20 protein-coding genes and 3 riboswitches are annotated in these 20,891 nt (G+C 26.8%); of the genes, 15 read left to right on the top strand and 5 right to left on the bottom strand.

Translation table 11 applies throughout. From position 1 onward, the window contains the following. Positions 1-415 precede the first annotated feature (415 nt). The 4 genes from xdh to AC4FQW_RS08780 all read left to right on the top strand — a co-directional run bounded on the left by xdh (position 416) and on the right by AC4FQW_RS08780 (position 4,791). Positions 416-2,983: a selenium-dependent xanthine dehydrogenase gene (gene xdh, locus AC4FQW_RS08795; RefSeq protein ID WP_491148595.1), complete on the top strand. Its 2,568-nt coding sequence runs from the start codon at positions 416-418 to the stop codon at positions 2,981-2,983. A 123-nt stretch (positions 2,984-3,106) separates the two neighbouring features. Then, positions 3,107-3,481: a RidA family protein gene (locus tag AC4FQW_RS08790; protein ID WP_491148593.1), complete on the top strand. Its 375-nt coding sequence runs from the start codon at positions 3,107-3,109 to the stop codon at positions 3,479-3,481. A 165-nt stretch (positions 3,482-3,646) separates the two neighbouring features. Then, complete coding sequence (locus AC4FQW_RS08785) at positions 3,647-4,102, top strand: DUF1097 domain-containing protein (RefSeq protein ID WP_303127880.1); 456 nt, start codon at positions 3,647-3,649, stop codon at positions 4,100-4,102. Positions 4,103-4,467: 365 nt separating this feature from the next. Beyond that, positions 4,468-4,791: a CGGC domain-containing protein gene (locus AC4FQW_RS08780; protein WP_303127877.1), complete on the top strand. Its 324-nt coding sequence runs from the start codon at positions 4,468-4,470 to the stop codon at positions 4,789-4,791. A 62-nt stretch (positions 4,792-4,853) separates the two neighbouring features. Here the strand turns inward: AC4FQW_RS08780 and AC4FQW_RS08775 are convergent, their stop codons facing one another. From AC4FQW_RS08775 to AC4FQW_RS08755, 5 genes are all read right to left on the bottom strand, one after another. Beyond that, positions 4,854-6,182 carry an MFS transporter gene (locus AC4FQW_RS08775; protein ID WP_303127875.1) on the bottom strand — a complete coding sequence of 443 codons (1,329 nt, stop codon included), beginning with the start codon at positions 6,180-6,182 and terminating at the stop codon, positions 4,854-4,856. A 144-nt stretch (positions 6,183-6,326) separates the two neighbouring features. Continuing rightward, complete coding sequence (locus AC4FQW_RS08770) at positions 6,327-7,361, bottom strand: ABC transporter substrate-binding protein (protein ID WP_491148591.1); 1,035 nt, start codon at positions 7,359-7,361, stop codon at positions 6,327-6,329. After that, positions 7,342-8,130, bottom strand: coding sequence for a DUF3919 family protein (locus AC4FQW_RS08765; protein ID WP_491148589.1), 789 nt, complete (start codon positions 8,128-8,130; stop codon positions 7,342-7,344). The genes AC4FQW_RS08770 and AC4FQW_RS08765 overlap by 20 nt, the downstream gene beginning before the upstream one ends. A gap of 28 nt (positions 8,131-8,158) precedes the next feature. After that, complete coding sequence (locus AC4FQW_RS08760) at positions 8,159-9,556, bottom strand: HAMP domain-containing sensor histidine kinase (protein ID WP_303127866.1); 1,398 nt, start codon at positions 9,554-9,556, stop codon at positions 8,159-8,161. Next, entirely contained in the window at positions 9,528-10,214 is a 687-nt protein-coding gene (locus AC4FQW_RS08755; protein WP_491148586.1) for a response regulator transcription factor, read from the bottom strand. Before AC4FQW_RS08755 ends, AC4FQW_RS08760 begins: the two co-directional genes overlap by 29 nt. 295 nt (positions 10,215-10,509) lie before the next feature. Further along, positions 10,510-10,669: riboswitch (M-box (ykoK) riboswitch) on the top strand. Between the two features lie 327 nt (positions 10,670-10,996). On the opposite strand from AC4FQW_RS08755, the gene mgtA reads away from it, so the two are divergent. From mgtA to AC4FQW_RS08700, 11 genes are all read left to right on the top strand, one after another. Continuing rightward, the gene (gene mgtA / locus AC4FQW_RS08750) at positions 10,997-13,696 is read left to right on the top strand and encodes a magnesium-translocating P-type ATPase (protein ID WP_491148584.1); all 2,700 of its coding nucleotides are present in this window, start codon (positions 10,997-10,999) and stop codon (positions 13,694-13,696) included. Positions 13,697-13,767: 71 nt separating this feature from the next. Next, the gene (locus tag AC4FQW_RS08745) at positions 13,768-14,085 is read left to right on the top strand and encodes a rhodanese-like domain-containing protein (protein ID WP_491148583.1); all 318 of its coding nucleotides are present in this window, start codon (positions 13,768-13,770) and stop codon (positions 14,083-14,085) included. 321 nt (positions 14,086-14,406) lie between these two features. After that, positions 14,407-14,727 carry a hypothetical protein gene (locus tag AC4FQW_RS08740; protein WP_491148581.1) on the top strand — a complete coding sequence of 107 codons (321 nt, stop codon included), beginning with the start codon at positions 14,407-14,409 and terminating at the stop codon, positions 14,725-14,727. Positions 14,728-15,010: 283 nt separating this feature from the next. Beyond that, complete coding sequence (locus AC4FQW_RS08735) at positions 15,011-15,676, top strand: DUF969 domain-containing protein (RefSeq protein WP_491148705.1); 666 nt, start codon at positions 15,011-15,013, stop codon at positions 15,674-15,676. Positions 15,677-15,699: 23 nt separating this feature from the next. Beyond that, complete coding sequence (locus tag AC4FQW_RS08730) at positions 15,700-16,632, top strand: DUF979 domain-containing protein (protein WP_491148579.1); 933 nt, start codon at positions 15,700-15,702, stop codon at positions 16,630-16,632. 36 nt (positions 16,633-16,668) lie between these two features. Continuing rightward, positions 16,669-17,310: a pyroglutamyl-peptidase I gene (pcp, locus tag AC4FQW_RS08725; protein ID WP_491148578.1), complete on the top strand. Its 642-nt coding sequence runs from the start codon at positions 16,669-16,671 to the stop codon at positions 17,308-17,310. After that, positions 17,304-17,708, top strand: a complete 405-nt coding sequence (locus AC4FQW_RS08720; RefSeq protein ID WP_303127843.1) for a gamma-glutamylcyclotransferase family protein — start codon at positions 17,304-17,306, stop codon at positions 17,706-17,708. Before pcp ends, AC4FQW_RS08720 begins: the two co-directional genes overlap by 7 nt. 168 nt (positions 17,709-17,876) lie before the next feature. After that, complete coding sequence (locus AC4FQW_RS08715) at positions 17,877-18,407, top strand: signal peptidase I (RefSeq protein ID WP_491148576.1); 531 nt, start codon at positions 17,877-17,879, stop codon at positions 18,405-18,407. Positions 18,408-18,512: 105 nt separating this feature from the next. After that, a riboswitch (cyclic di-GMP riboswitch) is annotated at positions 18,513-18,596 on the top strand. 69 nt (positions 18,597-18,665) lie between these two features. Beyond that, a riboswitch (cyclic di-GMP riboswitch) is annotated at positions 18,666-18,746 on the top strand. An 80-nt stretch (positions 18,747-18,826) separates the two neighbouring features. Then, entirely contained in the window at positions 18,827-19,501 is a 675-nt protein-coding gene (locus AC4FQW_RS08710; RefSeq protein ID WP_491148574.1) for a BsaA family SipW-dependent biofilm matrix protein, read from the top strand. A 31-nt stretch (positions 19,502-19,532) separates the two neighbouring features. Further along, positions 19,533-20,198 (top strand): LPXTG cell wall anchor domain-containing protein, encoded by a 666-nt coding sequence (locus tag AC4FQW_RS08705; RefSeq protein ID WP_491148572.1) that lies wholly within the window; start codon positions 19,533-19,535, stop codon positions 20,196-20,198. Positions 20,199-20,273: 75 nt separating this feature from the next. Continuing rightward, positions 20,274-20,876: a hypothetical protein gene (locus tag AC4FQW_RS08700; RefSeq protein WP_491148570.1), complete on the top strand. Its 603-nt coding sequence runs from the start codon at positions 20,274-20,276 to the stop codon at positions 20,874-20,876. Positions 20,877-20,891: the final 15 nt, after the last annotated feature.

Here is a 20,891-nt window from a genome sequence, read left to right as displayed (position 1 = left end):
AATATTATTCAAATTAATATTGCGAAATAACATAATTACGCGTTAAGACCTTCAAATGTTAAGTACACATTAGTATGACACTTACAAAATAGCTAAACATGATAAAAAATAGATTACCCAAAATTTTATAGTTCAAAAATCTAAGTATAATATTAAAAATTAATTAAGTAATAAAAAAATACCCTACTATCTTTTAATATTAATAATAAAAATAATAATTATTTAATAGTAATAAATTTATTATATTTATTAGTTTTAATAAAACAGAAAATTTTTAGATATTTATTAGAATATAAATATCTGTTTAAAGAATATGTTTATATAAGGGGAACATAATAATTTGATATAAGATTATATGGGAAAACTTGTTTTGTTAGTATATACAAAACAAGTGTGACTATGAGAGGTGGAAGTTATGGCTGAATTCATACTTAATGGAGAGAGGAAAGTTGTAAATCAGAATAAGAAGTTATTAACATACTTAAGAGAAGATTGTAATATAACATCAGTAAAAAATGGATGTTCAGAAGGTGCATGTGGAACATGTACTATTTTAATTGACGGAGTTGCTAAAAAGGCTTGTGTAGTAACTACTGATAAGGTTAATGGAAAAGAAATAACTACTATAGAAGGATTTACAGAAAGAGAAAGAGATGTATTTGCTTATGCATTTACAGAAGCAGGAGCTGTTCAATGTGGTTTCTGTATACCAGGAATGGTTATGAGTGCTAAAGGATTATTTAATAAAACATTAAATCCTACTTCTGAAGAAGTTAAAAAGGCACTTATAGGAAATATATGCAGATGTACTGGTTATGTAAAAATAGAAAAAGCTATTATGATGGCTGCTGAAATATTTAGAGAAAACAAAGAAGTACCAAAAGTACCTTGTAAAGGAATACCAAGAGTTGGAGAAAGATTAGAAAGAGTTGATGCAATGGAAAAAACTCTTGGAATAGGTGAATATGCTGATGATATTAGAATAGATGGAATGCTTCATGGAGTTGCCCTTAGAACTAAATATCCAAGAGCTTTAGTTAAATCAATTGATATTAGTGAAGCTGAAAAGATAGAAGGTGTAGTAAAGGTTGTAACTGCAAAGGATATTCCAGGAAAAAGATATTTAGGACATATATTTAAAGATACTCCAGCACTTGTAGAAGTTGGAGAAGAAACAAGATATTTAGGTGATGCAGTTGCTTTAGTAGCAGCAGAAACTGAAGAAATAGCAAGAGAAGCTATTAAGCATATAAAAGTTGAATATGAAGAATTAAAGCCAGTTACATCACCAGAAGAAGCAGCAAAAGAAGATGCTCCAAAGATACATGAAAAAGGAAATCTTTTATCACATGAGCATTTAGTAAGAGGAAATGCTGATGAAGCTATAAAAAACTCTAAGTATGTAGTTACTTATAAATATAAAGTTCCATTTACTGAACATGCTTTTTTAGAACCAGAATGTGCTGTTGCAGTACCAGAAGGAGAAGATGGCTTAGTAGTTTATACAGGAACTCAAAGTATATATGATGATTTAAGAGAAATAGGATCATTATTAGATTTAGGTCCAGATAAATTAAGAGTAATTTCTAAGTATGTTGGTGGAGGTTTTGGTGGAAAAGAAGATATGAGCTGTCAACATCATACAGCACTTCTTGCATATTTAACAAAGAAGCCAGTTAAAATGGTATTACCAAGACAAGAAAGTATTATAGTAGATACAAAGAGACATGCAATGGAAATGGAATTTACAACTGCTTGTGATGAAAATGGTATGTTAACAGGAATGAAAGCCGTAATAGTTGCTGATACAGGTGCGTATGCATCACTTGGAGGTCCAGTCCTTCAAAGAGCTTGTACTCATGCAGCAGGACCATATAATTATCAAAATGTAGATATAGATGGAAAGGCCTATTATACAAATAATACTCCAGGAGGAGCATTTAGAGGTTTTGGAGTTACTCAATCAGCATTTGCAACTGAATGTAACTTAAATAAGCTTGCAGAATTAGTAGGTATAGATCCATTTGAAATAAGATATAAAAATGCTATAAGACCTGGTCAAGTTTTACCAAATGGACAAATAGCAGATGAAGGAACTGGATTAGTTGAAACTTTAGATGCAGTTAAAGATGAGTATTATGCTAATAGGGATAGAGCTGGAATTGCTTGTACATTTAAAAATGCAGGTATAGGTGTTGGGCTTCCTGACACAGGTAGATGTAGAGTTGCTGTAGTAGATGGTAAGATTCATATTAGAACATCAGCAGCATGTATGGGTCAAGGACTTGGAACTGTAGTTGTTCAAATAGTTGGTGAAGTTCTTAAATTAAAAAATGAAGATATAGTATACGAAACACCAGATACTAAAATAACTCCAGATTCAGGAACATCAACTGCTTCAAGACAAACAGTGTTTACAGGCGAAGCTACAAAAATTGCAGCAATGAAGCTTAGAGATGCATTAAGAGATAAAACTTTAGAGGAGCTTGAAGGTGAAGAGTTCTATGGTGAATATCTAGGTGTAACTGACCCAATGGGTAGTCCTAAAGAAAATCCAGTAAGCCACGTAGCTTATGGTTATGCAACTCAAGTTGTAATTATAGATGACAAAGGAAAACTTGTAAAAGTAATTGCAGCTCATGATGTTGGACGTGCAATTAACCCAAGAAGTGTAGAAGGTCAAATTGAAGGCGGAGTTGTAATGGGACTTGGTTATGGATTAACTGAAGATTACATTATAGAAAATAGTGTACCAAAATCAAAATTTGGAACATTAGGTCTTTTAAGAGCAAATCAAATACCAAAAATAGAACCTATAATAATTGAGAAAAATACAGCAGAATTGTCATTTGGAGCTAAGGGGGTTGGAGAAATTACATGTATACCAACTGCCCCAGCTGTACAAGGAGCTTATTATAAATTAGATGGAGTGTTTAGAACAGAACTTCCACTTAAAGATACTTTTTATAAAAAGAAAAAATAATATAAATATATAGAAATAGTTAATCAAAAATTTCTATTTCTAGACTTATTATAAATATGCTTAGTATTAAAAAATAAATAATAATACTTAAAAGATAAATTAATATGAAAAGAGGTAAATGTTATGAAAAAAGTAATTAACACAGAAAAGGCACCAGCTGCTATAGGACCATATTCACAAGGTATTGAAATTCAAAATTTAGTTTATACATCAGGACAATTACCATTAAACCCTGAAACAAAAGTTTTAGAAACAGAAATAAAAGCTGCAACTAAACAAAGTTTAGAAAATTGCAAAGCAATTTTAGAAAAGGCAGGAACAGGATTTGATAAAGTAATAAAGACAACTGTTTTTGTAAAAGATTTAAATGATTTTGCTGCAGTTAATGAAGTATATGGAACATACTTTAATGAAAATCCACCAGCAAGAAGTTGTGTACAAGTAGCAAAATTACCTATGGATGCACCTATAGAGATAGAAGTAATTGCTATTAAATAAATATTATTTTGGTTAAGGATGCTTTTAAGCATCCTTTTTTAGTATAAATATTTTATTTAGGATAAACTAAAAATATAAGCATAAACTTAAATAATATATTAAAAATATGGTATAATTCTATTGAAATCATGAATATATTTTTGTTTTTACTCAGGAGGAAACAGTATGGATTTAATAACGGTATCGGCTATAAGTGTTGGAATTTTTTCTGCATTATGGGCATTTATAAGCGATGCTCTTGGATTATTGACATGGGTTGGGTTTATAGGATTTACTAGTTATTTTGCATCAGGAGGAAAGGCTGTTGGGCTTAAAAAATCAATTGTTGCAAATATTACAGGAATAATTTGGGCTATGTGCATAATTGGAGGAACTAATTATTTTGGCTCTCCATATATAGCTTATATACTTACAGGATTTTTTTCTTTTGTTATGTGTTTTCAATCTAAGGCTAAGCCTTTAACATTTATTCCGGGAGCATTTTTAGGAGCATGTTCAACATTTGGAACTAATGGTAACTGGAAGATAGTATTAATATCAATAATTGTTGGTAATTTAATAGGTCGTTTATCAGATATAGTAGGATTACTTATGCATGGTAAATTTGGAAAAGAAGATTAAGATTAATTTAATAAATTAATAATTAAAATAGTTACTTTTATAACTTCTTAACTGATTATTGTTAGGAAGTTTTTTTATTTGTGAATACTATATAATTAAATCACATTAAAAAGTTAATATAAATAAGTTTAAACAGTATATTAGATATAAAATTAAAATAACTATATAAATGTATTTAAATATAAAAATTAGTTTGGTATTTAAGTTATTTTAATTTTATTCAGATAGACTTTATATAAATAAAGATGTTAATATAAATTTTGTAGTAATTTTATTGTAGGTTAAATATAAGTAAAAAGATATAATTATATTTAATTAAGAAAAATAACATTTGTTTATAATTTAATGATTAAAGGATGATAAAGATGAGTATAGCTATAATGGCATGTAGAAAACTTATAGGAAAGTGTGCAGGATCAGGATGCTTTAAGGCATATAATAATTCTGATAAATATTTTTCTATATATAAAAATAATAAACAAGAGCTTGCAAGTTTCTTCTATTGTATAGGATGTAAAGATACATTAATAGAAGGTGAGAATTGGAGTCATAAGTTAAGTCAGTTAAAGAAAAATAATGTTAAAGTAGTACATATATCAGATTGTATAAAAAGAGAGTGTAAGACGTATAAAAAGCATGAGGAGATTTTAAAAAAAGAAGGTTTTGATGTTGTCCATGGAACTCATTAAAAAGAAAAGACCAGATGAATATTCATCTGGTCTTTTCAATAAGAAAGGTTTGTTTATTTATATTAATTATTATGGTTGTTAGCTTTTTTTGTGTTTAAAGTTAATGATAGAAGGATTAAAGCAATTACTGCTCCGCATATTATAAAAATAAATGCTCCATTCCATCCAAAGTTATCAGCTATAAATCCTATAACTAAGTCAGCCATAAGCTCACCTAGGATATATGCACAAAGTCCTGATAATCCAACTGCTGCACCAACAGCGAAGTTTGGAACAATATCAATTAGGTTCATACCTATTAATAATTGTGGACCATATATAAAGCATCCTATTACAGCTACTGATATCATAGTTACCATGTAGTTAGAAGTTGTCCAGTAAGCTACAACAGCGAAGATAACTCCTACCATACATATTATACTTAAAGGAGCACGTTTTCCTTTAAATAATACGTCTGATAACCATCCAAGTAATATTGATGCAGGTATTGCTGCGTATTCAAATAAGAACATAGCCCAGTTTGCATCGGCATTTGTAAAGTTCTTAGCTTCGTGTAAGTATATTGGAATCCAGTTAACAACACCTTGTCTGATTAAGTAAACAAAGATATTTGCTAAACATAAATACCAAACATATTTATTAGTTAAAACATATTTGAAAATTATTTCTTTAGTTGATAATTTTACTGGGTCTTCTTCAGTTTTGATTTCTGAATAGTCATTTCTATATTCATCAATTGGAGGTAATCCAACTGATTCTGGAGTATCAGCTCCAACTATAAATACGAATATTGCAACTACTATACATATTACTGCTGGTAAGAAGAATATGCTTTGGAAATTACTAGCTCCAAATAATACTAAAGCTAATGTAGCTAAAGGAGCTATAAGTCCACCACCAATGTTATGTGAAGTATTCCATATTCCCATTTTAAGTCCTCTTTCATTTTGTGAGAACCATTTACCTATAACGATTGAACATGGAGGTGCTCCCATAGCTTGGAATAAACCGTTTATAATCATAAGTATTAAAAATATCCAAACAGTACTTGTGAATCCCATAAGGATACTTACTACTGCAGATGCTAAAAGACCAAAACCTAAGAAATATTTAACGTTTGATCTATCTGCTAAACTTCCTAAAACAAACTTACCTAAGCCGTAAGCTACAGCAAGTCCAGTACTAATTAAACCTATATCAGTTTTTGTAAAGTGATAATTACTAATTAAAAATGGTGATGCAACTGCAAAGTTTTTTCTAACTAGATAATATCCAGCATAACCAACAAATATCATAAGAAAAACTCTTAAACGATACATTTTGTAGGCTGAAGGGATTTTATCTTTTGCTAACCTTGGCATTGCAGGTGCAGGTTTAAAAAAATTAAACATTTATAAATCCTCCCTAAAAACATAATAAATTGATTACGTTTTCTGTATTTAAATCACATTAATATAATAAAATAAAAAATTAACAACAAAATCTCCTAATTGTTTCGCAAATGTAACAATTAGGAGATTTTGTTGTAGCTTTTATTATTTATATACATTTTTGTTAAATATATTCATAATTTCGTCACGATTCATAGCTGCTTTGTTGAAATCATAATCTAAAAATATAGTATTATATATGTTATTATTGGCTTGTTTTGTTGAGGTAGCCTTTGAATAGTTAGATAAATTATTAGCAACTTCTTGAGATAATATAAAATCTATAAAGCTTTCTGCTGCTTCCTTATTTACACAGTTTTTAAGTTCTGCTATAGAATCTACATTCCAACCAGTGTTTTTAGGAACTATGCTTATTATATCTTTGTTAAATTTACTTTGAAGAAGTTGATCTCCTAAAAAGTTTACTGTAACTGCATATTCACCAGATGAGACTCTTTGAATTGAATTAAAACCACTTACAGTATAGGCAGGTACATTTTCTGTGAATTTGGATAAATATTCTTTATATTTATCTTTACCTAACTCTTGATATAAAGAAGCTAAAAATGTATAACCAGTACCTGAGGTTTCAGGGTTAGGCATTATTACTTTTCCGTTATATTCTTTTTGTAGTAAATCATCAAAGGTTTTAGGAAGTGAAATTCCTTTACTTTTAAAATCCTTATCCCATATTTTCTTATTTATTCCTATTGCTAATACATCAACTTGAAATCCAGTCCAGTAGCTATCTGGATCTTTGTATTTTGCTTGTATATCATTAGAGTTTGGTGATTTATATTTTGCTAAAGCTCCATGTGACTTTAAAACTTCATAGGCATCACAACTTCCTCCTATAAATATATCACCACTTGATTTTCCTTTTTCAGCTAATATTTTATTAACAGCTTCTTCGGTAGGGAGTTTTATAAATTCATATGTACAGCCAGTTTCTTTTTTAAATTTTTCTAAAAGTGATATAGCTTCTTCTTCTCTCATTGCTACATAAACTGTTAAATGTTTTCCTTTTAGATTCAATTTATCCTTTTTATTATCTTTATTTTTAAAGGCAAAGATAATAAAAATAATTGATATTAATATAAAAAAGATAATTATGACTTTTTTATTTAAAATCTTTTTCATTTATTTCACCTTTAATATAAATATTTTTACCATTTTCATCGCCTAAATATTGAATTGCTAAATAATTTTTATATATAGCAATGTATATTGTATTATTTGCATTAATAGTGTTTAAACCATTTATAAAAATTTTTAAAACACCTTTTGAATCCTCATTAAGATTAGTATTTAAAAAATCTTTATTATCTTTCATAGTACTAAATTTATTTAAACATTCTATTAGCTTCTTTTTTTTCTCATTATTAAGCGTGTAAGATAAGTTTTCTTTTTCATAAATAATTTTTGTTTTATTAGATTTTAATATATTTAATATGTTTGGATAAGTATATAAGTTATTAAATAAGCTGTTTCTAAGAGTATTAATCAAATATGAATCATCATAAAATTTCTTATTGTCAATGGTTAGGTGATTATTTACTTTATACTTTTCGGAAGTGCCGTTTGAGTAAAATATTTCACCTGATATTGTTATGGTGTTAGTATTTTTAATTTTATTCTCCTTAGACATTTTTGAAGATTTTATGTCATTGAAATATTGAACTGTATCATTCATAAGTAAATTATCAGTTGAAGTAGTAGTGCCTAAGTAGTCATTATGTATTATTATTTTTGTTGGAAATTTAGTTGAAAAACTTTTTTTATTAAAACTAGAACTATCTATAATAGTTAAGTTATTATAAATTGCTTTTGTTGAATAAAGTAAAAAAGATAAAATTAAAATTATAAAAGCTATATATAATACAATAATATTTTTAAAATTCTTATTCATAAAAAATCCTTTCGCTATTTATAAAGGACTATTTCCTTTGTTTAAAAAATGTTAATGTTGCAGTTGTACCTTCATCTAAAATACTTTCAATTTTAAAACTTCCATTTTGAGTAGATAAAATTTCTTTGCATATATTAAGCCCAAAACCGTTTCCTTTTATATTGTTTATATTTGACATATTATTTATATCAAATCCTATTCCGTCATCTGATATATAAATTTCTATTCTATCATTAAGGTTTTTTGATGAGATTTTTATATACTCACATCCGCTATATTTTATTGAATTAATTAATATGTTTATAAATACTTGTTTTGTTTTATCATAATCGCCGTATATAAAAAGGTTATCGTAATTTTTTATTACTTGAATATGATATTTTTGAAGATTTACACTTAAAATAGACAAGCATTCATCAATTAAAGATTTTATATCTATATAAGTTGATTCAATTGAAAAATTTTCTTTATTTCCTTTTGATATGGTTAATATTTCTTCAACTAAAGATAATAATCTTCTTCCTTCTTTTTCAATAAGGGAAGAGCTATGTATAACTTTTTCTTTATCTGATAACTTTGGTATTATTTCTGAAAAACCAATTATTGCAGTTAAAGGGGTTTTGAATTCATGAGATATATTGTCAAAGAATTTTTTTTGTTTAATTTTTGCAGACTTAAGTTCTTTAATATAAACATCTATATTTTTACTCATTATATTAAAGGTATTTGCTAAATCTTCTACTTCATCTCCACTTTTGATTTCTATTGTTTCACCAAAATTACCATTAGCAATTTCATGTGTTTTATCCTTTAACATAAGTAATGGTGTTACTAATTCTTTTGAAAAGTTATATATTAAAATTATACCTATACCTAATGAAATGATACTAACTAAAATCATTATTAATAGGGTATTATTCAATATGCTTCCGTAAGAATCATTTTTAAGTATAAGTCTTAATACACCACAATTAATATTATTATAAAAAATTGGTGTAGACAAAAATATGTAGGGAACACCATCAATTTTTTTTATTATGTAAGCTTCTGAACCTTCTAATGCTTTATCTATATCTAAATTATAAAGGCTTAATTGTTTTTTATCAGAATCATAAAATATTTGTCCTGAATTACTTATTATCTGAACTCTTGTGTCAAACCTGTTACTTAAATTTGTAGCAATAAATGGAGAAAGTGATTTAAAAACCTCTTCTTTATTTGGATTTTTGTTTGATTCTAATAAGTTTTCTATGTATGCCCCCATAGTTGTATTTTCTTTAAGTAAGTATTTAAGAGAGTTATCTAATAAATTTTCTGAAAGGGTATTGAAGGTTATTATATATATAAAAGCTATAATAGGTATTAAAATTGATATATTGGTTAAAATTATTTTTTGTTTAAGAGTTAGATTCATCTTCAATATCAAATTTGTAACCTGCTTTATATAAAGTTTTTATATATTTTTGACAAGAGTCTAATTTTTTTCTAAGCCTTTGAATTAAAATGTCTACAGCTCTAGTTGTTCCTTCAAAATCATATCCCCATATTTTATTTAATAAATCTTCACGACTAAATACTCTACCTTTATTTTCAGCAAGACAAAGTAAAACTTCAAATTCTTTAAATGTTAAATCTACATAATTAGAATCTATAGAAACCTTTCTTTCAATAGGGTTTATTTTAAGATTTCCAAAGGAAAGTAAAGTTGGTTTTTCTTCAGAGGTTTTTTCTAATCGTTTGGAGATAACTTTTACCCTAAGTAACAATTCCGTACTGTTAAATGGTTTAGTAATATAATCTTCTGCACCAAGTCTAAACCCTAAAATTTTATCGTTAATATCGTCTTTAGCTGTAAGCATAATTATAGGTACATCTTTAATTAATTTAATTTTATTAATAAGTTCAAAACCACTTATATCAGGAAGCATAGCATCTAAAATTATTATGTCAGGTTTATGTTTTATAGTAAGGTCTAAAGCTTCATTTCCACATGTTGCTGTAATAACATTATAATTTTGTAATTCTAAGTTCATTTTTATAAGTTGTAATATACTAATTTCATCATCAACTACTAAAATATTCAATATTTTTCTCCTTCTATTTTAATATTGTTAAATGGTATACAATAGATTATACAAAATGAGTAGCTTTTTTACAATTAGAAAGGTTTTCATATCATTAAATATTGATAAAAAAAATATATATAAATTATTTTTAATTTATCAATAAAAATAAAAAGTTTTAATTTTAAATTAGATTAAATATAAATTTAACAAAAGTTAACAATAAGTTACTATTATATTAAAGTAATTATATATGCTTGACTAAATTAAGTTTCATTACTACAATGATATAAAACATAGTAAATTTATAAATTAAATAAGTTCTCGGTAGGTGAGGCTACCATAGGGATACGGGTTGCTGCCGCTGATTAATGGAGACATTAATTTGAAGGTTAGCAGTATACGTCGAATTTCAAGGCGTATTCTAATGCAATTTCATTGCCCTACGGAGTTGAAGCTTGAACGAGGTAATTTAAAGAGTTTATTATCCTTGTTCTGCTTTTAAGATTTTAACAAGGATTTTTTTATTTTTTAAATTACTAATAATTTTAATAAATAAGTGAGGTGAAAATAAATTGGAAACTGCAAGTAGTATTTTGGGAATTGATGGGCACCTGAGAAGCCTATATTTAATTAAGCAAAACATAAATAATATATTAAAAATACGAAGCCAGTATCTGGTTTATTTGTTTTGCCTGAAAATATAGAGACTTAAAATTAAGTGCCTGTCTACTAAAGCTTTAGTTGACAGGTTTTTTTATGCCTAATTCTCATTACTATTAAAAAGTAAGGAGGGTTTTAACATGAAAATTTTAAGAAAAGATTTTTCAAATAATAAAGTTAATTTAAGAAGAGAAGAAATAAATAAAAAATTAATTGAATTTGGATTATTAGAGAAAGAAGAATTTTTTAAAAAATTAAATACAAAAATAGAAGGTTTGGAAAAAGAAGAAGCTGAAAGAAGAATTGAAGAATATGGTTACAATAAGATTAGTTACGGAGAAGGAATAACATGGTATAAAAGACTTTTTGATGCCTTTATAAATCCTTTTTCATTAGTATTAATATTATTAGCAATAGTATCATTTTTTACTGATTACGTTATTCCAGCTCCAAAAGATAAAGATTTAACTACTGTTATTATAATTTTAGTAATGGTAACAATTAGTGGTATTTTACGTATTTTCCAAGAAGGAAAATCTAATAAAGCTGGTGAGAAACTTAAAGAAATGATTGAAACAACAGCAACTGTTATTAGAGGTGGTAAAGATATTGAAATTCCTATGGATGAAATAGTTAAGGGAGATGTAGTAAAGCTAAATGCGGGAGATATGATTCCTGCAGATATAAGAATTATTTTTGCAAAAGATTTATTTATAAGTGAATCAGCAATGACTGGAGAATCAGAGGCTGTAGAAAAGTATGGAGATCTATCACAAGAAACTAAGAGGAAAGATATAAAAAGTACTTTTGAATTAGAAAATTTAGCGTTTATGGGAACTAATGTTATAAGTGGTACTGCTATAGGAATTGTATTAAGTACAGGTAATAATACAGTAATTGGTAGTATGGCAAATGTTATAACAGAAAAGAAAGAAATGACAAGCTTTGATAAAGGAGTAAATTCAGTAAGCTTTTTATTAATAAGATTTATGGCGATTATGGTTCCGGTAGTATTTGTTATTAATGGAATTACAAAAGGTGACTGGTTACAAGCATTTCTATTTGCGTTATCAGTAGCAGTTGGATTGACTCCAGAAATGCTTCCAATGATAGTTACAACAAACCTTGCAAAGGGTGCTGTAAAAATGTCAAAGTATAAAACAATAGTTAAAAACTTAAATTCAATACAAAACTTTGGGGCTATGGATATACTTTGTACTGATAAGACAGGAACACTTACAGAAGATAAAATAGTTTTAGAAAATCATCTTGATATACATGGAAATGAAGATATTAGAGTACTTAAGCATGGTTATTTAAATAGTTACTTTCAAACAGGACTTAAAAATTTACTTGATGTTGCTATACTTCAATATGGAGATAAAGAAGGATTTTCTAATTTAAGTGAAAAGTATAAAAAAGTAGATGAAATTCCTTTTGATTTTTCACGTAGAAGAATGTCTGTTGTTTTACAGGACCAAAATGGAAAAACTCAATTAATAACAAAAGGTGCAGTTGAAGAAATGCTAGAAATATCTTCTTATGCAGAATATAATGATGAAATTGTAGAGTTAACAGAGGAATTAAGAAAAGAAATATTAGAAACTGTTAGTAAACTTAATACAAATGGTATGAGAGTAGTTGCAGTATCACAAAAAAATAATCCATCACCAGAAGGTAGTTTTTCAGTGAAAGATGAAAGTGATATGGTTCTTATGGGGTATATAAGTTTTCTAGACCCACCAAAGGAGTCATCAAAGGATGCTATAGAATTTTTACATGATTATGGAGTAGAAGTTAAAGTATTAACTGGAGATAATGAAAAAGTAACTAAATATGTATGTAGTCAAGTTGGTATAAATGTTAAAAATATATTATTAGGTTCAGAAATTGAAGATATGAAAGATGAAGAGCTAAAAAAAATTGTTAGACATACAAATGTTTTTGCAAAATTATCACCAAGTCAAAAAGCAAGAATTGTATCAGTATTAAGAGATCATGGACATGTTGTTGGATTTATGGGAGACGGTATAAATGATGCTCCTGCAATGAAAAAAGCAGATGTTAGTATTTCAGTAGATACAGCAGTAGATATAGCAAAAGAATCAGCAGATATAATTCTTTTAGAAAAGAACCTTATGGTACTTGGAAAAGGTGTTGTTGAGGGACGTAAAACTTTTGCTAATATAATAAAATATATAAAAATGACAGCAAGTTCTAATTTCGGAAATATGTTTAGTGTATTAGTTGCAAGTGCGTTTTTACCATTTTTACCAATGCTACCAATTCAAATATTAGTATTAAATCTTATATATGATATTTCATGCATAGCAGTTCCATGGGATAGGGTTGATATGGAATATTTGAAAAGACCACGTAAATGGGATGCCTCATCAATTGGAAGTTTCATGGTATGGTTTGGACCAACAAGTTCAATATTTGATATAACAACTTATGCAATTTTATATTTTATAATATGCCCCATTGTAGCAGGTGGACATTATGGAGCTTCAGGAGTTAATAATGTAGTATTTTTAGCAGTATTTAATGCGGGCTGGTTTGTAGAATCACTATGGACACAAACTTTAGTAATACACATGATAAGAACACCAAAAATTCCATTTATTCAAAGTAGAGCTTCAAGTTCAGTATTTTTATTTACAGGACTTGCAATATTAATTGGAACAATTATTCCATATACTTCATTTGGAGAAATTTTAGATATGAAACCAATGCCGGGAGTATATTTTATATATTTAACTTTAACAATATTATCTTATATGATTTTAGTAAATGTTATTAAGAAAATTTATATAAAAAAATATGGGAAATTATTATAATATATAGATTAATAATATAAGTGTATAATAATTATATAAAAATAAAATTATTAAAAGAGAGGAGGAAGATTATGTTTTCATTTTTAGATAAAAAATATAATTCAGTAAAAGTGAATGATTTAAAAGATAAATTAGTAAATATAAATTTAATAGATATTAGAGAACCATATGAATTTAATAATGGACATTTACCTAATGCAAAAAACATACCTATGGAAAATATAGTTAACCAACCTGAAAAATATTTAACTAAAGATAAAGAGTATTATATAATATGTCAGTCAGGAGTAAGAAGCAGTAGAACTTGTGATTTTTTAGATAGAAAAGGATATAAAATAATAAACGTTTCAGGTGGAACAGGAAACTATAATGGAAAATTAGAAAAATAATAAAAAAATTTGTACTAAATATAATTTTAGTACAAATTTTTTTTGCATAAAATAGAATTAAGTTAATAATATAAAGTATATTAATTGTAAAAGAAATAAAATAGAAAAATATAGAATTAAATATTTAATGTGATAGTTTGCTCTTATGACGAATAAGAGTTTTTAGAATAATTCTAATATAATAGATGATTATATTAATATTTAATTATTAATGTTTTGTTATATATTAATTATTAATATTAATGTAATAATTAATATATTGAAGAAAAGATTTTAAATAGTATACTTAATATTATTATAAAATAAAAATTGGAGGACATAATGAACGGATTTGAATTTTATGTTGATTTAATTAATATATACAGAGAAGTAGATTTGAGATTAAATTATAAGCTTAGTAATCTTTTAAAAATGATAAATACTAAAGGAGCAGTAAATGCAGCTAAGTATATAATAAAAGAAGATGATGATATATATGGATTGGAATTATTAATGAATAATAATATGGAAGATTTAACTATAGAAAATCTTATTCTTAATAATAAATATAAGGATCTTTTTACTGATAAAGATAGAGAGTTAAGTAATTTAAGATTAAAAAAATATAGAAATACCGAAAATAAAGATTTAAATGAAGAATAAAAAATCTATATCAAAAGGAATATATTCCTTTTGATATAGATTTTTTATTTTTATATTAAATTATTTTAAAACATATAAAAATATACATTATTATATAATAATTGTAATTAATTAGTACACATAAATTTAATTACATTTAAATAGTAATAAAATATTACAAAATATGAACTAAGTGTTAAAAATGTATTGAAATTTTAAATAAAATGTTTTAAAATTTTAAACAAGATATAAAATAATTAAATTTTTTGTAAAACTTAGGAAGAGTGGAGTGAGGGAATAAATGATAAAGCTAATTGGAGTTTTAATTGTAATATTAGGGTTTGTATTTAAAATTGAAACTTTATTTACAGTTTTATTGGCAGGACTTGCAACTGGTTTTGTTGCAGGAATGGACTTGAATGAAATTCTAACAGTTTTAGGCCAATCGTTTGTAGCAAATAGAGCTGTTTCATTATTTATATTAACGTTGCCTGTAATTGGAGTATTAGAAAGATATGGTTTAAGGCAAAGAGCTATTTATTTAGTAAAAAAATTGGGCAAGCTTACAACAGGCGGAGTTTTAACTGCTTACACAGCTATAAGGCAAATTACTGGAGCACTTTCAATAAGAATAAGTGGACATCCTCAATTTGTTAGACCATTAGTTAATCCAATGGCACAAGCAGCGGCTAAAAATAAGTTTAATAATATAGATGAGGCTGATGAAGAAAAAATAAAAGGTTTATCAGCAGCATCAGAGAATTATGGCAATTTCTTTGGGCAAAATCTTTTTGCAGGAAGCTCAGGAGTTTTATTGATATCAAGCACATTAACAGAGTTTGGATATAATGTTACTGCATTAAGTATAGCCAAAGCTAGTATAATAATGGCTTTAATAGCTTTCTTAGTATCATTATTACAAAATTATTTATATGATAAAAAAATGCAAAAAAAATATTCTAAAAAATAATTCAACAAAAGAGGAGGGGAAATATGCAACAGTTCATAGATATAGCTTTGGAGATTTTTTATATAACAATGGGTTTATTTATGATTGTAATAGCATATAAATCGTTTAAAACAATAGATTCAAGTAAACGATATTATACAGCATTATTTTGGATTATGATGTCGCTACCATTTATATTTGGTAAGTTGCTTCCTTACAACGTAACTGGTGGAATACTTGTCTTATCAAGTTTGTTAACAGTTTCTAAAAAAGTTGTTTTTGCAAAATACGATACAGCTACTGAAGAAGAAGGACAAAAAGCATCAGAAAGAATTAAAAGCAAAATATTTACTCCTTCATTAGTATTGGCTTTTGCAGCAGTTATAGTAGCTATGGGATTGTCTGATTATAAAAATTCATCACAATTTGCAATTGGTGTTGGGGCAATAGCTGCAATGGTAGCAGCTTTTGCAATAACAAAAGCTAAACCTAAAGAAGCTGTTAATGATGGAGCAAGGCTTCTTCACCAAATGGGACCAACAAGTATGTTACCGCAATTACTTGTTGCGCTTGGAGCATTATTTACACAAGCTGGTGTTGGTGATGTTATATCACAATATATTTCAGGTGTAGTTCCGCAAGGAAATAGATTATTAGGAGTTACTGCATACGTACTTGGAATGGCATTATTTACAATGGTTATGGGAAATGCATTTGCAGCATTTTCAGTAATTACAGCAGGAATAGGAGTACCTTTTGTATTAGCACAAGGAGCAAATCCAGTAATAGTTGGAGCATTAGCACTTACTGCTGGATATTGTGGAACACTTTTAACACCTATGGCTGCAAATTTTAATATAGTTCCATCTGCATTGCTAGAATGTAGAGATCAAAATGAAGTAATTAAGACTCAGGCACCAACAGCTATAATATTATTAGTTGTTCATATATTTGCTATGTATTTCTTAGCGTTTTAAAAAATTTAAGGGTATAGTAACAAAGGAGGAATTAAAATGAAGATATTATTAACTGGATTTGATCCTTTTTGTGGTGAAAAAATAAATCCAGCACAAGAAGCTGTAAATATGGTTTCAGATAATATAAATGGTGCAGAAGTAATAAAACTTATAATACCAACTGTATATGAAAAATCATTAAAAGTTATAGAAGAAGCTATAATAAAACATAAACCAGATGTAGTAATATCAATTGGTCAAGCTGGGGGAAGATATGATATAACTCCAGAAAGAGTTGCAATTAATATAAATGATTTTAGAATAAAAGACAATGAGGGAAATCAACCAATAGATGAGGTTATAAGAGCAGATGGAGATGCTGCATATTTTTCAAATTTACCATTAAAAGCAATAGTAAAACATTTAAATGAGAATGGAATACCAAGCACTCTTTCAAATACAGCTGGAACTTTTGTATGCAATCATGTAATGTATGGAGTTTTATACATGATAAATAAAAAGTATCCAAATATTAAAGGAGGGTTTGTTCACATACCATATATAACATCTCAAATCTTAGATAAAAAGAATGTACCTTTTATGTCGTTAAATGAAATAGTAAAAGGTATAGAATTAATTTTAGAAGCATGTACTATCTATGATGAAGATGTAAAAGTAATTGGTGGAGAAATATGTTAGTGGATAAAGTATTTGTATATGGAAGTCTTAGAAGTGGGATGTTCAACTATGAGAAATTATTAAAGGGTAAGGTTAAAGGGTTAAAAAAGGGGACAATTTATGGGGAATTGTTCCATATAGAAAATAAGGGATATCCAGCAGTAATTTGTGGGGAAGAAGAAATTGCTGGTGAATTAATGACATTTAAAAATTTTAATAAAACTTTATTTGAACTAGATGAATTAGAAAATTTTAAAGTTTTAGATGAAAATTCAGAGTATTTAAGAGAGGTTGTTGAAGTTTCTTTAGAGGATGGGACTAAAGAAAAAGCATATTTTTATAAATATAATACAAAATCTATTTTAAATAAAGAAGATAAGTTATTAAAAGTTAAAAGTGGGGATTGGTTTAAGAGGTAATGTAGAAAGAAGTTATCAAATATTTGGTAGCTTCTTTTTTGTATAATTTATAGATTATAAACCAAAAATACAATAAATATTAACAAAAATATAGTAAACTTAAAAAACATATAAATATTAAATTGAATATGCTAAATTATTTTTATAATTTAATCATTAGGGGGAAAAATGAAAGATAAAAAACAATTAAAAAAGAAAAATCCAATAAAAACTGTACTTAATATTATATTTTATTTATTTATAGTTGCAGTTATAGTTTTATCAATCTTTAATATAATGGGTGAAAAAGAAGGAAAACATCCAAGTATATTAGGTTATAGTACATATTATATAATGACTGGTAGTATGGAACCAAATATAAATCCAGGAAGTTTAGTGGTAGTTAAAAATGGTACAGATCAATCAATAAAAGTTGGAGATGTAATAACATTTAGAGGCTCAACAGGCAAGACAATAACAACTCATAGAGTGCAAAAGGTTGTAAATAATGGAACTGAATTTATAACAAAAGGAGATGCAAATAATACAGCTGATCCAATTCCAGTTAAAAATATGCAAGTTATAGGAAAGGTAATGTTCCATATACCTTATTTAGGAAATATATCTCAATTTATTCAAAGAAATTTAGTTATAGTAATAATATTTATTTTGGCCTTATTTGGTATTAGTACAGTTATCGATAAAGTTAGAAATAAATAATAAAAATATATTTTATTAATAAATTTAACAAAGTGTTAATAAAGTAAAATAAATATAAAAACTATTGTATAATAAAAAACTAAATGATAACATTTTATTATAAAAATGAAATTTAGGAGCTTTGAAACATATTCTGTATATGGGCACTTGGAATATGTGGAGCTAGTAGTGCAACCGACTAATTTATATTATTTTAAATATAGATTAGTCTTTTTTTATATAAAAATATATTAATTAAGACTAATGCAATTAAAACTAAAATTTTATAGAAGCTTTGAAGTATGTTCTGTATATGGGCACTTGGAACATATGGAGCTAGTAGTGCAACCGGCTAATTCTACATGATTAGCTTATTTTCTTAGCTAATCCTTACATTATATTCTAAAAATATAAAATAAAGTAAAACGGAGGATTAACAAATGAAAAAGAAAAAAATTATTAGTGCAATAGCGGCAGTCGCAGTAGTGGCATCATTATCAATAGGATCATTAGCTTGGTTTACATCACAAGACAGTGTAACAAATAAATTTTCAACAGTATCAACAACTGATCCAAGTGATCCAAATGCAGGAATAAAAATAAATGAGAATTTTGATAAAGAAACAGCTAAAAGTGTACTTCCAGGAACAGAAGTAAGAAAACTTGTAAAGGTTGATAGTAAAGCAAATTATGATCAACTTGTAAAAGTTAAATTAGAAAAGGTTTGGAAGGATTCAAATGGAAATAAAATAACATCTGTTTGGGTAAAAGATAATAAGATAGTTGCAAAAGGAACAGTAGGAGCTGAAGAAGTTGTTTTAAATGATGATTTAATTAAATTAAACTTTGGAGATAACCTAGATAACTCAAAAGGAAAATGGATTGATGGGGGAAAAGGAATTTATTATTATAATGGAATTCTTAAGCCAGGAGATGCAACAAGTGCTTTATTAAATAGTGTTACATTAGATGGACAAGCAGATAACTTCTATAAAGGTTTAAGCTTTGACGTTGTAGTTACAGCAGATGGTATCCAAGCATCAAATGGAGCTGTAAGTGATGGGTGGAAAGAAGCACCTCAAGCTATTAAAGATTTAGGCGGAGTATCTAAATAATTAAATAAATATAAAAGTAGGGTGATAATATATGAAAAATATTTTAAAAGCTTTTGTATTAACCCTATCAATTATATTACTTACTGGAATTAAGGGGGAGGCAGCAGAGGTGCTTCCCCCTAATGTTAAATTGGTAGGAGATGCTAATGGAATAGTATTTGTTAATGGTGATGAACCTTTTTTATGTAAATATAATATGCTTCCTGGGGATAGTGTAAAAAGAACAATGACTCTTAAAAATTCTCATAAAGATTCTTATGATATATATGTAAGAGCTGAAAGAGTTACTAGAAGAGAAAAATATGATTTATTAAAAAAGATAAATTTAATTGTAAAGTATGATGGCAATATTATATATAATGGTCCAATAGCTAGTAAAAATGGGTTAAGTAATGAGATTTTCCTTGGTAATGTTAAGCCAGGAGAAGAAAAAAAGCTTGAAGCTGAAGCTGTATTTGATGGGAAAACAATCGGAAATGAGTACAAAAATAAACATGCTGAAGTTGACTGGATATTTACTGCTATAAAAATTCCAGAGCAAATGATTAATAAAGAAAATAATTATAATCTAAATAATAAAAAAATGAATGGTATTTTACCTAAAACTGGTTACGAAAATTTTTATTTTATAGGTATATTAATTGCTTCAATAGGAATTATTTCTGTTTTAAAAAAAGATAAGAAATTTAGTAAGTAGTAGTGATGGGATTTAAAATTATTTATATATAAGAGTTATACGATTTAAGGATACTTCTTAAAAAGGAGGAAAAGTATGATTAAAAAGAAGAAAATTATAATTGCAACAATTGGAATAGCGTTAGTTAGTTTAATTAGTTTAATCAGCTTTGCAAGTAATGCATTTTTTACATCTTCTGATAAAGTGAAAAATGATTTTAAAATTGCTAAATATGAAGTTACTACTAAGGAAAATTTTCACCCTAGTAAATATAATAAAAATGATACTATAAAAAAAGAAGTTTATGTAGAAAATACAGGAAGCTTACCTGCTTATATAAGAGTTAAAATAGTTCCAGTATGGAAAAATGGATTACCTATACAAGTTAATGGTAAAAGCACAGTTGATTTAAATATTATTAATTTAGATAGTTGGGCAAAAATAGGGGATTATTATTATTATAAGGGAGTATTAAATCCTAAATCTTCTACAAAAAAATTACTAGATAGTGTAAAAGTTAGTGATAATATAAAAAATTTAGATGGTGATTATGATATAAAAAATTTATCTGTTGATGTATTTACTGAAAGTATAATACATCTAGATGAAACAAAAGAGAACCAAAAAGAGATTAATATTAAAAGAATAAAAGAAGCTTGGAAAGTTGATGAATCTAAGTTTATTGATAAAAAAGAGTAAGGAGTGATTTTACTA

The sequence above is a fragment of the Clostridium sp. TJA085 genome, assembly GCF_058310235.1.
This window is presented reverse-complemented; position numbering and strand designations above follow the sequence as displayed.

Excerpts from the sequence above, each read along its gene's own strand:
- xdh (WP_491148595.1), top strand. The coding sequence starts at position 416 with ATGGCTGAATTCATACTTAATGGAGAGAGGAAAGTTGTAAATCAGAAT.
- AC4FQW_RS08790 (WP_491148593.1), top strand. The coding sequence starts at position 3,107 with ATGAAAAAAGTAATTAACACAGAAAAGGCACCAGCTGCTATAGGACCA.
- AC4FQW_RS08785 (WP_303127880.1), top strand. The coding sequence starts at position 3,647 with ATGGATTTAATAACGGTATCGGCTATAAGTGTTGGAATTTTTTCTGCA.
- AC4FQW_RS08780 (WP_303127877.1), top strand. The coding sequence starts at position 4,468 with ATGAGTATAGCTATAATGGCATGTAGAAAACTTATAGGAAAGTGTGCA.
- AC4FQW_RS08775 (WP_303127875.1), bottom strand. The coding sequence starts at position 6,182 with ATGTTTAATTTTTTTAAACCTGCACCTGCAATGCCAAGGTTAGCAAAA.
- AC4FQW_RS08770 (WP_491148591.1), bottom strand. The coding sequence starts at position 7,361 with ATGAAAAAGATTTTAAATAAAAAAGTCATAATTATCTTTTTTATATTA.
- AC4FQW_RS08765 (WP_491148589.1), bottom strand. The coding sequence starts at position 8,130 with ATGAATAAGAATTTTAAAAATATTATTGTATTATATATAGCTTTTATA.
- mgtA (WP_491148584.1), top strand. The coding sequence starts at position 10,997 with ATGAAAATTTTAAGAAAAGATTTTTCAAATAATAAAGTTAATTTAAGA.
- AC4FQW_RS08745 (WP_491148583.1), top strand. The coding sequence starts at position 13,768 with ATGTTTTCATTTTTAGATAAAAAATATAATTCAGTAAAAGTGAATGAT.
- AC4FQW_RS08740 (WP_491148581.1), top strand. The coding sequence starts at position 14,407 with ATGAACGGATTTGAATTTTATGTTGATTTAATTAATATATACAGAGAA.
- AC4FQW_RS08730 (WP_491148579.1), top strand. The coding sequence starts at position 15,700 with ATGCAACAGTTCATAGATATAGCTTTGGAGATTTTTTATATAACAATG.
- pcp (WP_491148578.1), top strand. The coding sequence starts at position 16,669 with ATGAAGATATTATTAACTGGATTTGATCCTTTTTGTGGTGAAAAAATA.
- AC4FQW_RS08720 (WP_303127843.1), top strand. The coding sequence starts at position 17,304 with ATGTTAGTGGATAAAGTATTTGTATATGGAAGTCTTAGAAGTGGGATG.
- AC4FQW_RS08715 (WP_491148576.1), top strand. The coding sequence starts at position 17,877 with ATGAAAGATAAAAAACAATTAAAAAAGAAAAATCCAATAAAAACTGTA.
- AC4FQW_RS08710 (WP_491148574.1), top strand. The coding sequence starts at position 18,827 with ATGAAAAAGAAAAAAATTATTAGTGCAATAGCGGCAGTCGCAGTAGTG.
- AC4FQW_RS08705 (WP_491148572.1), top strand. The coding sequence starts at position 19,533 with ATGAAAAATATTTTAAAAGCTTTTGTATTAACCCTATCAATTATATTA.
- AC4FQW_RS08700 (WP_491148570.1), top strand. The coding sequence starts at position 20,274 with ATGATTAAAAAGAAGAAAATTATAATTGCAACAATTGGAATAGCGTTA.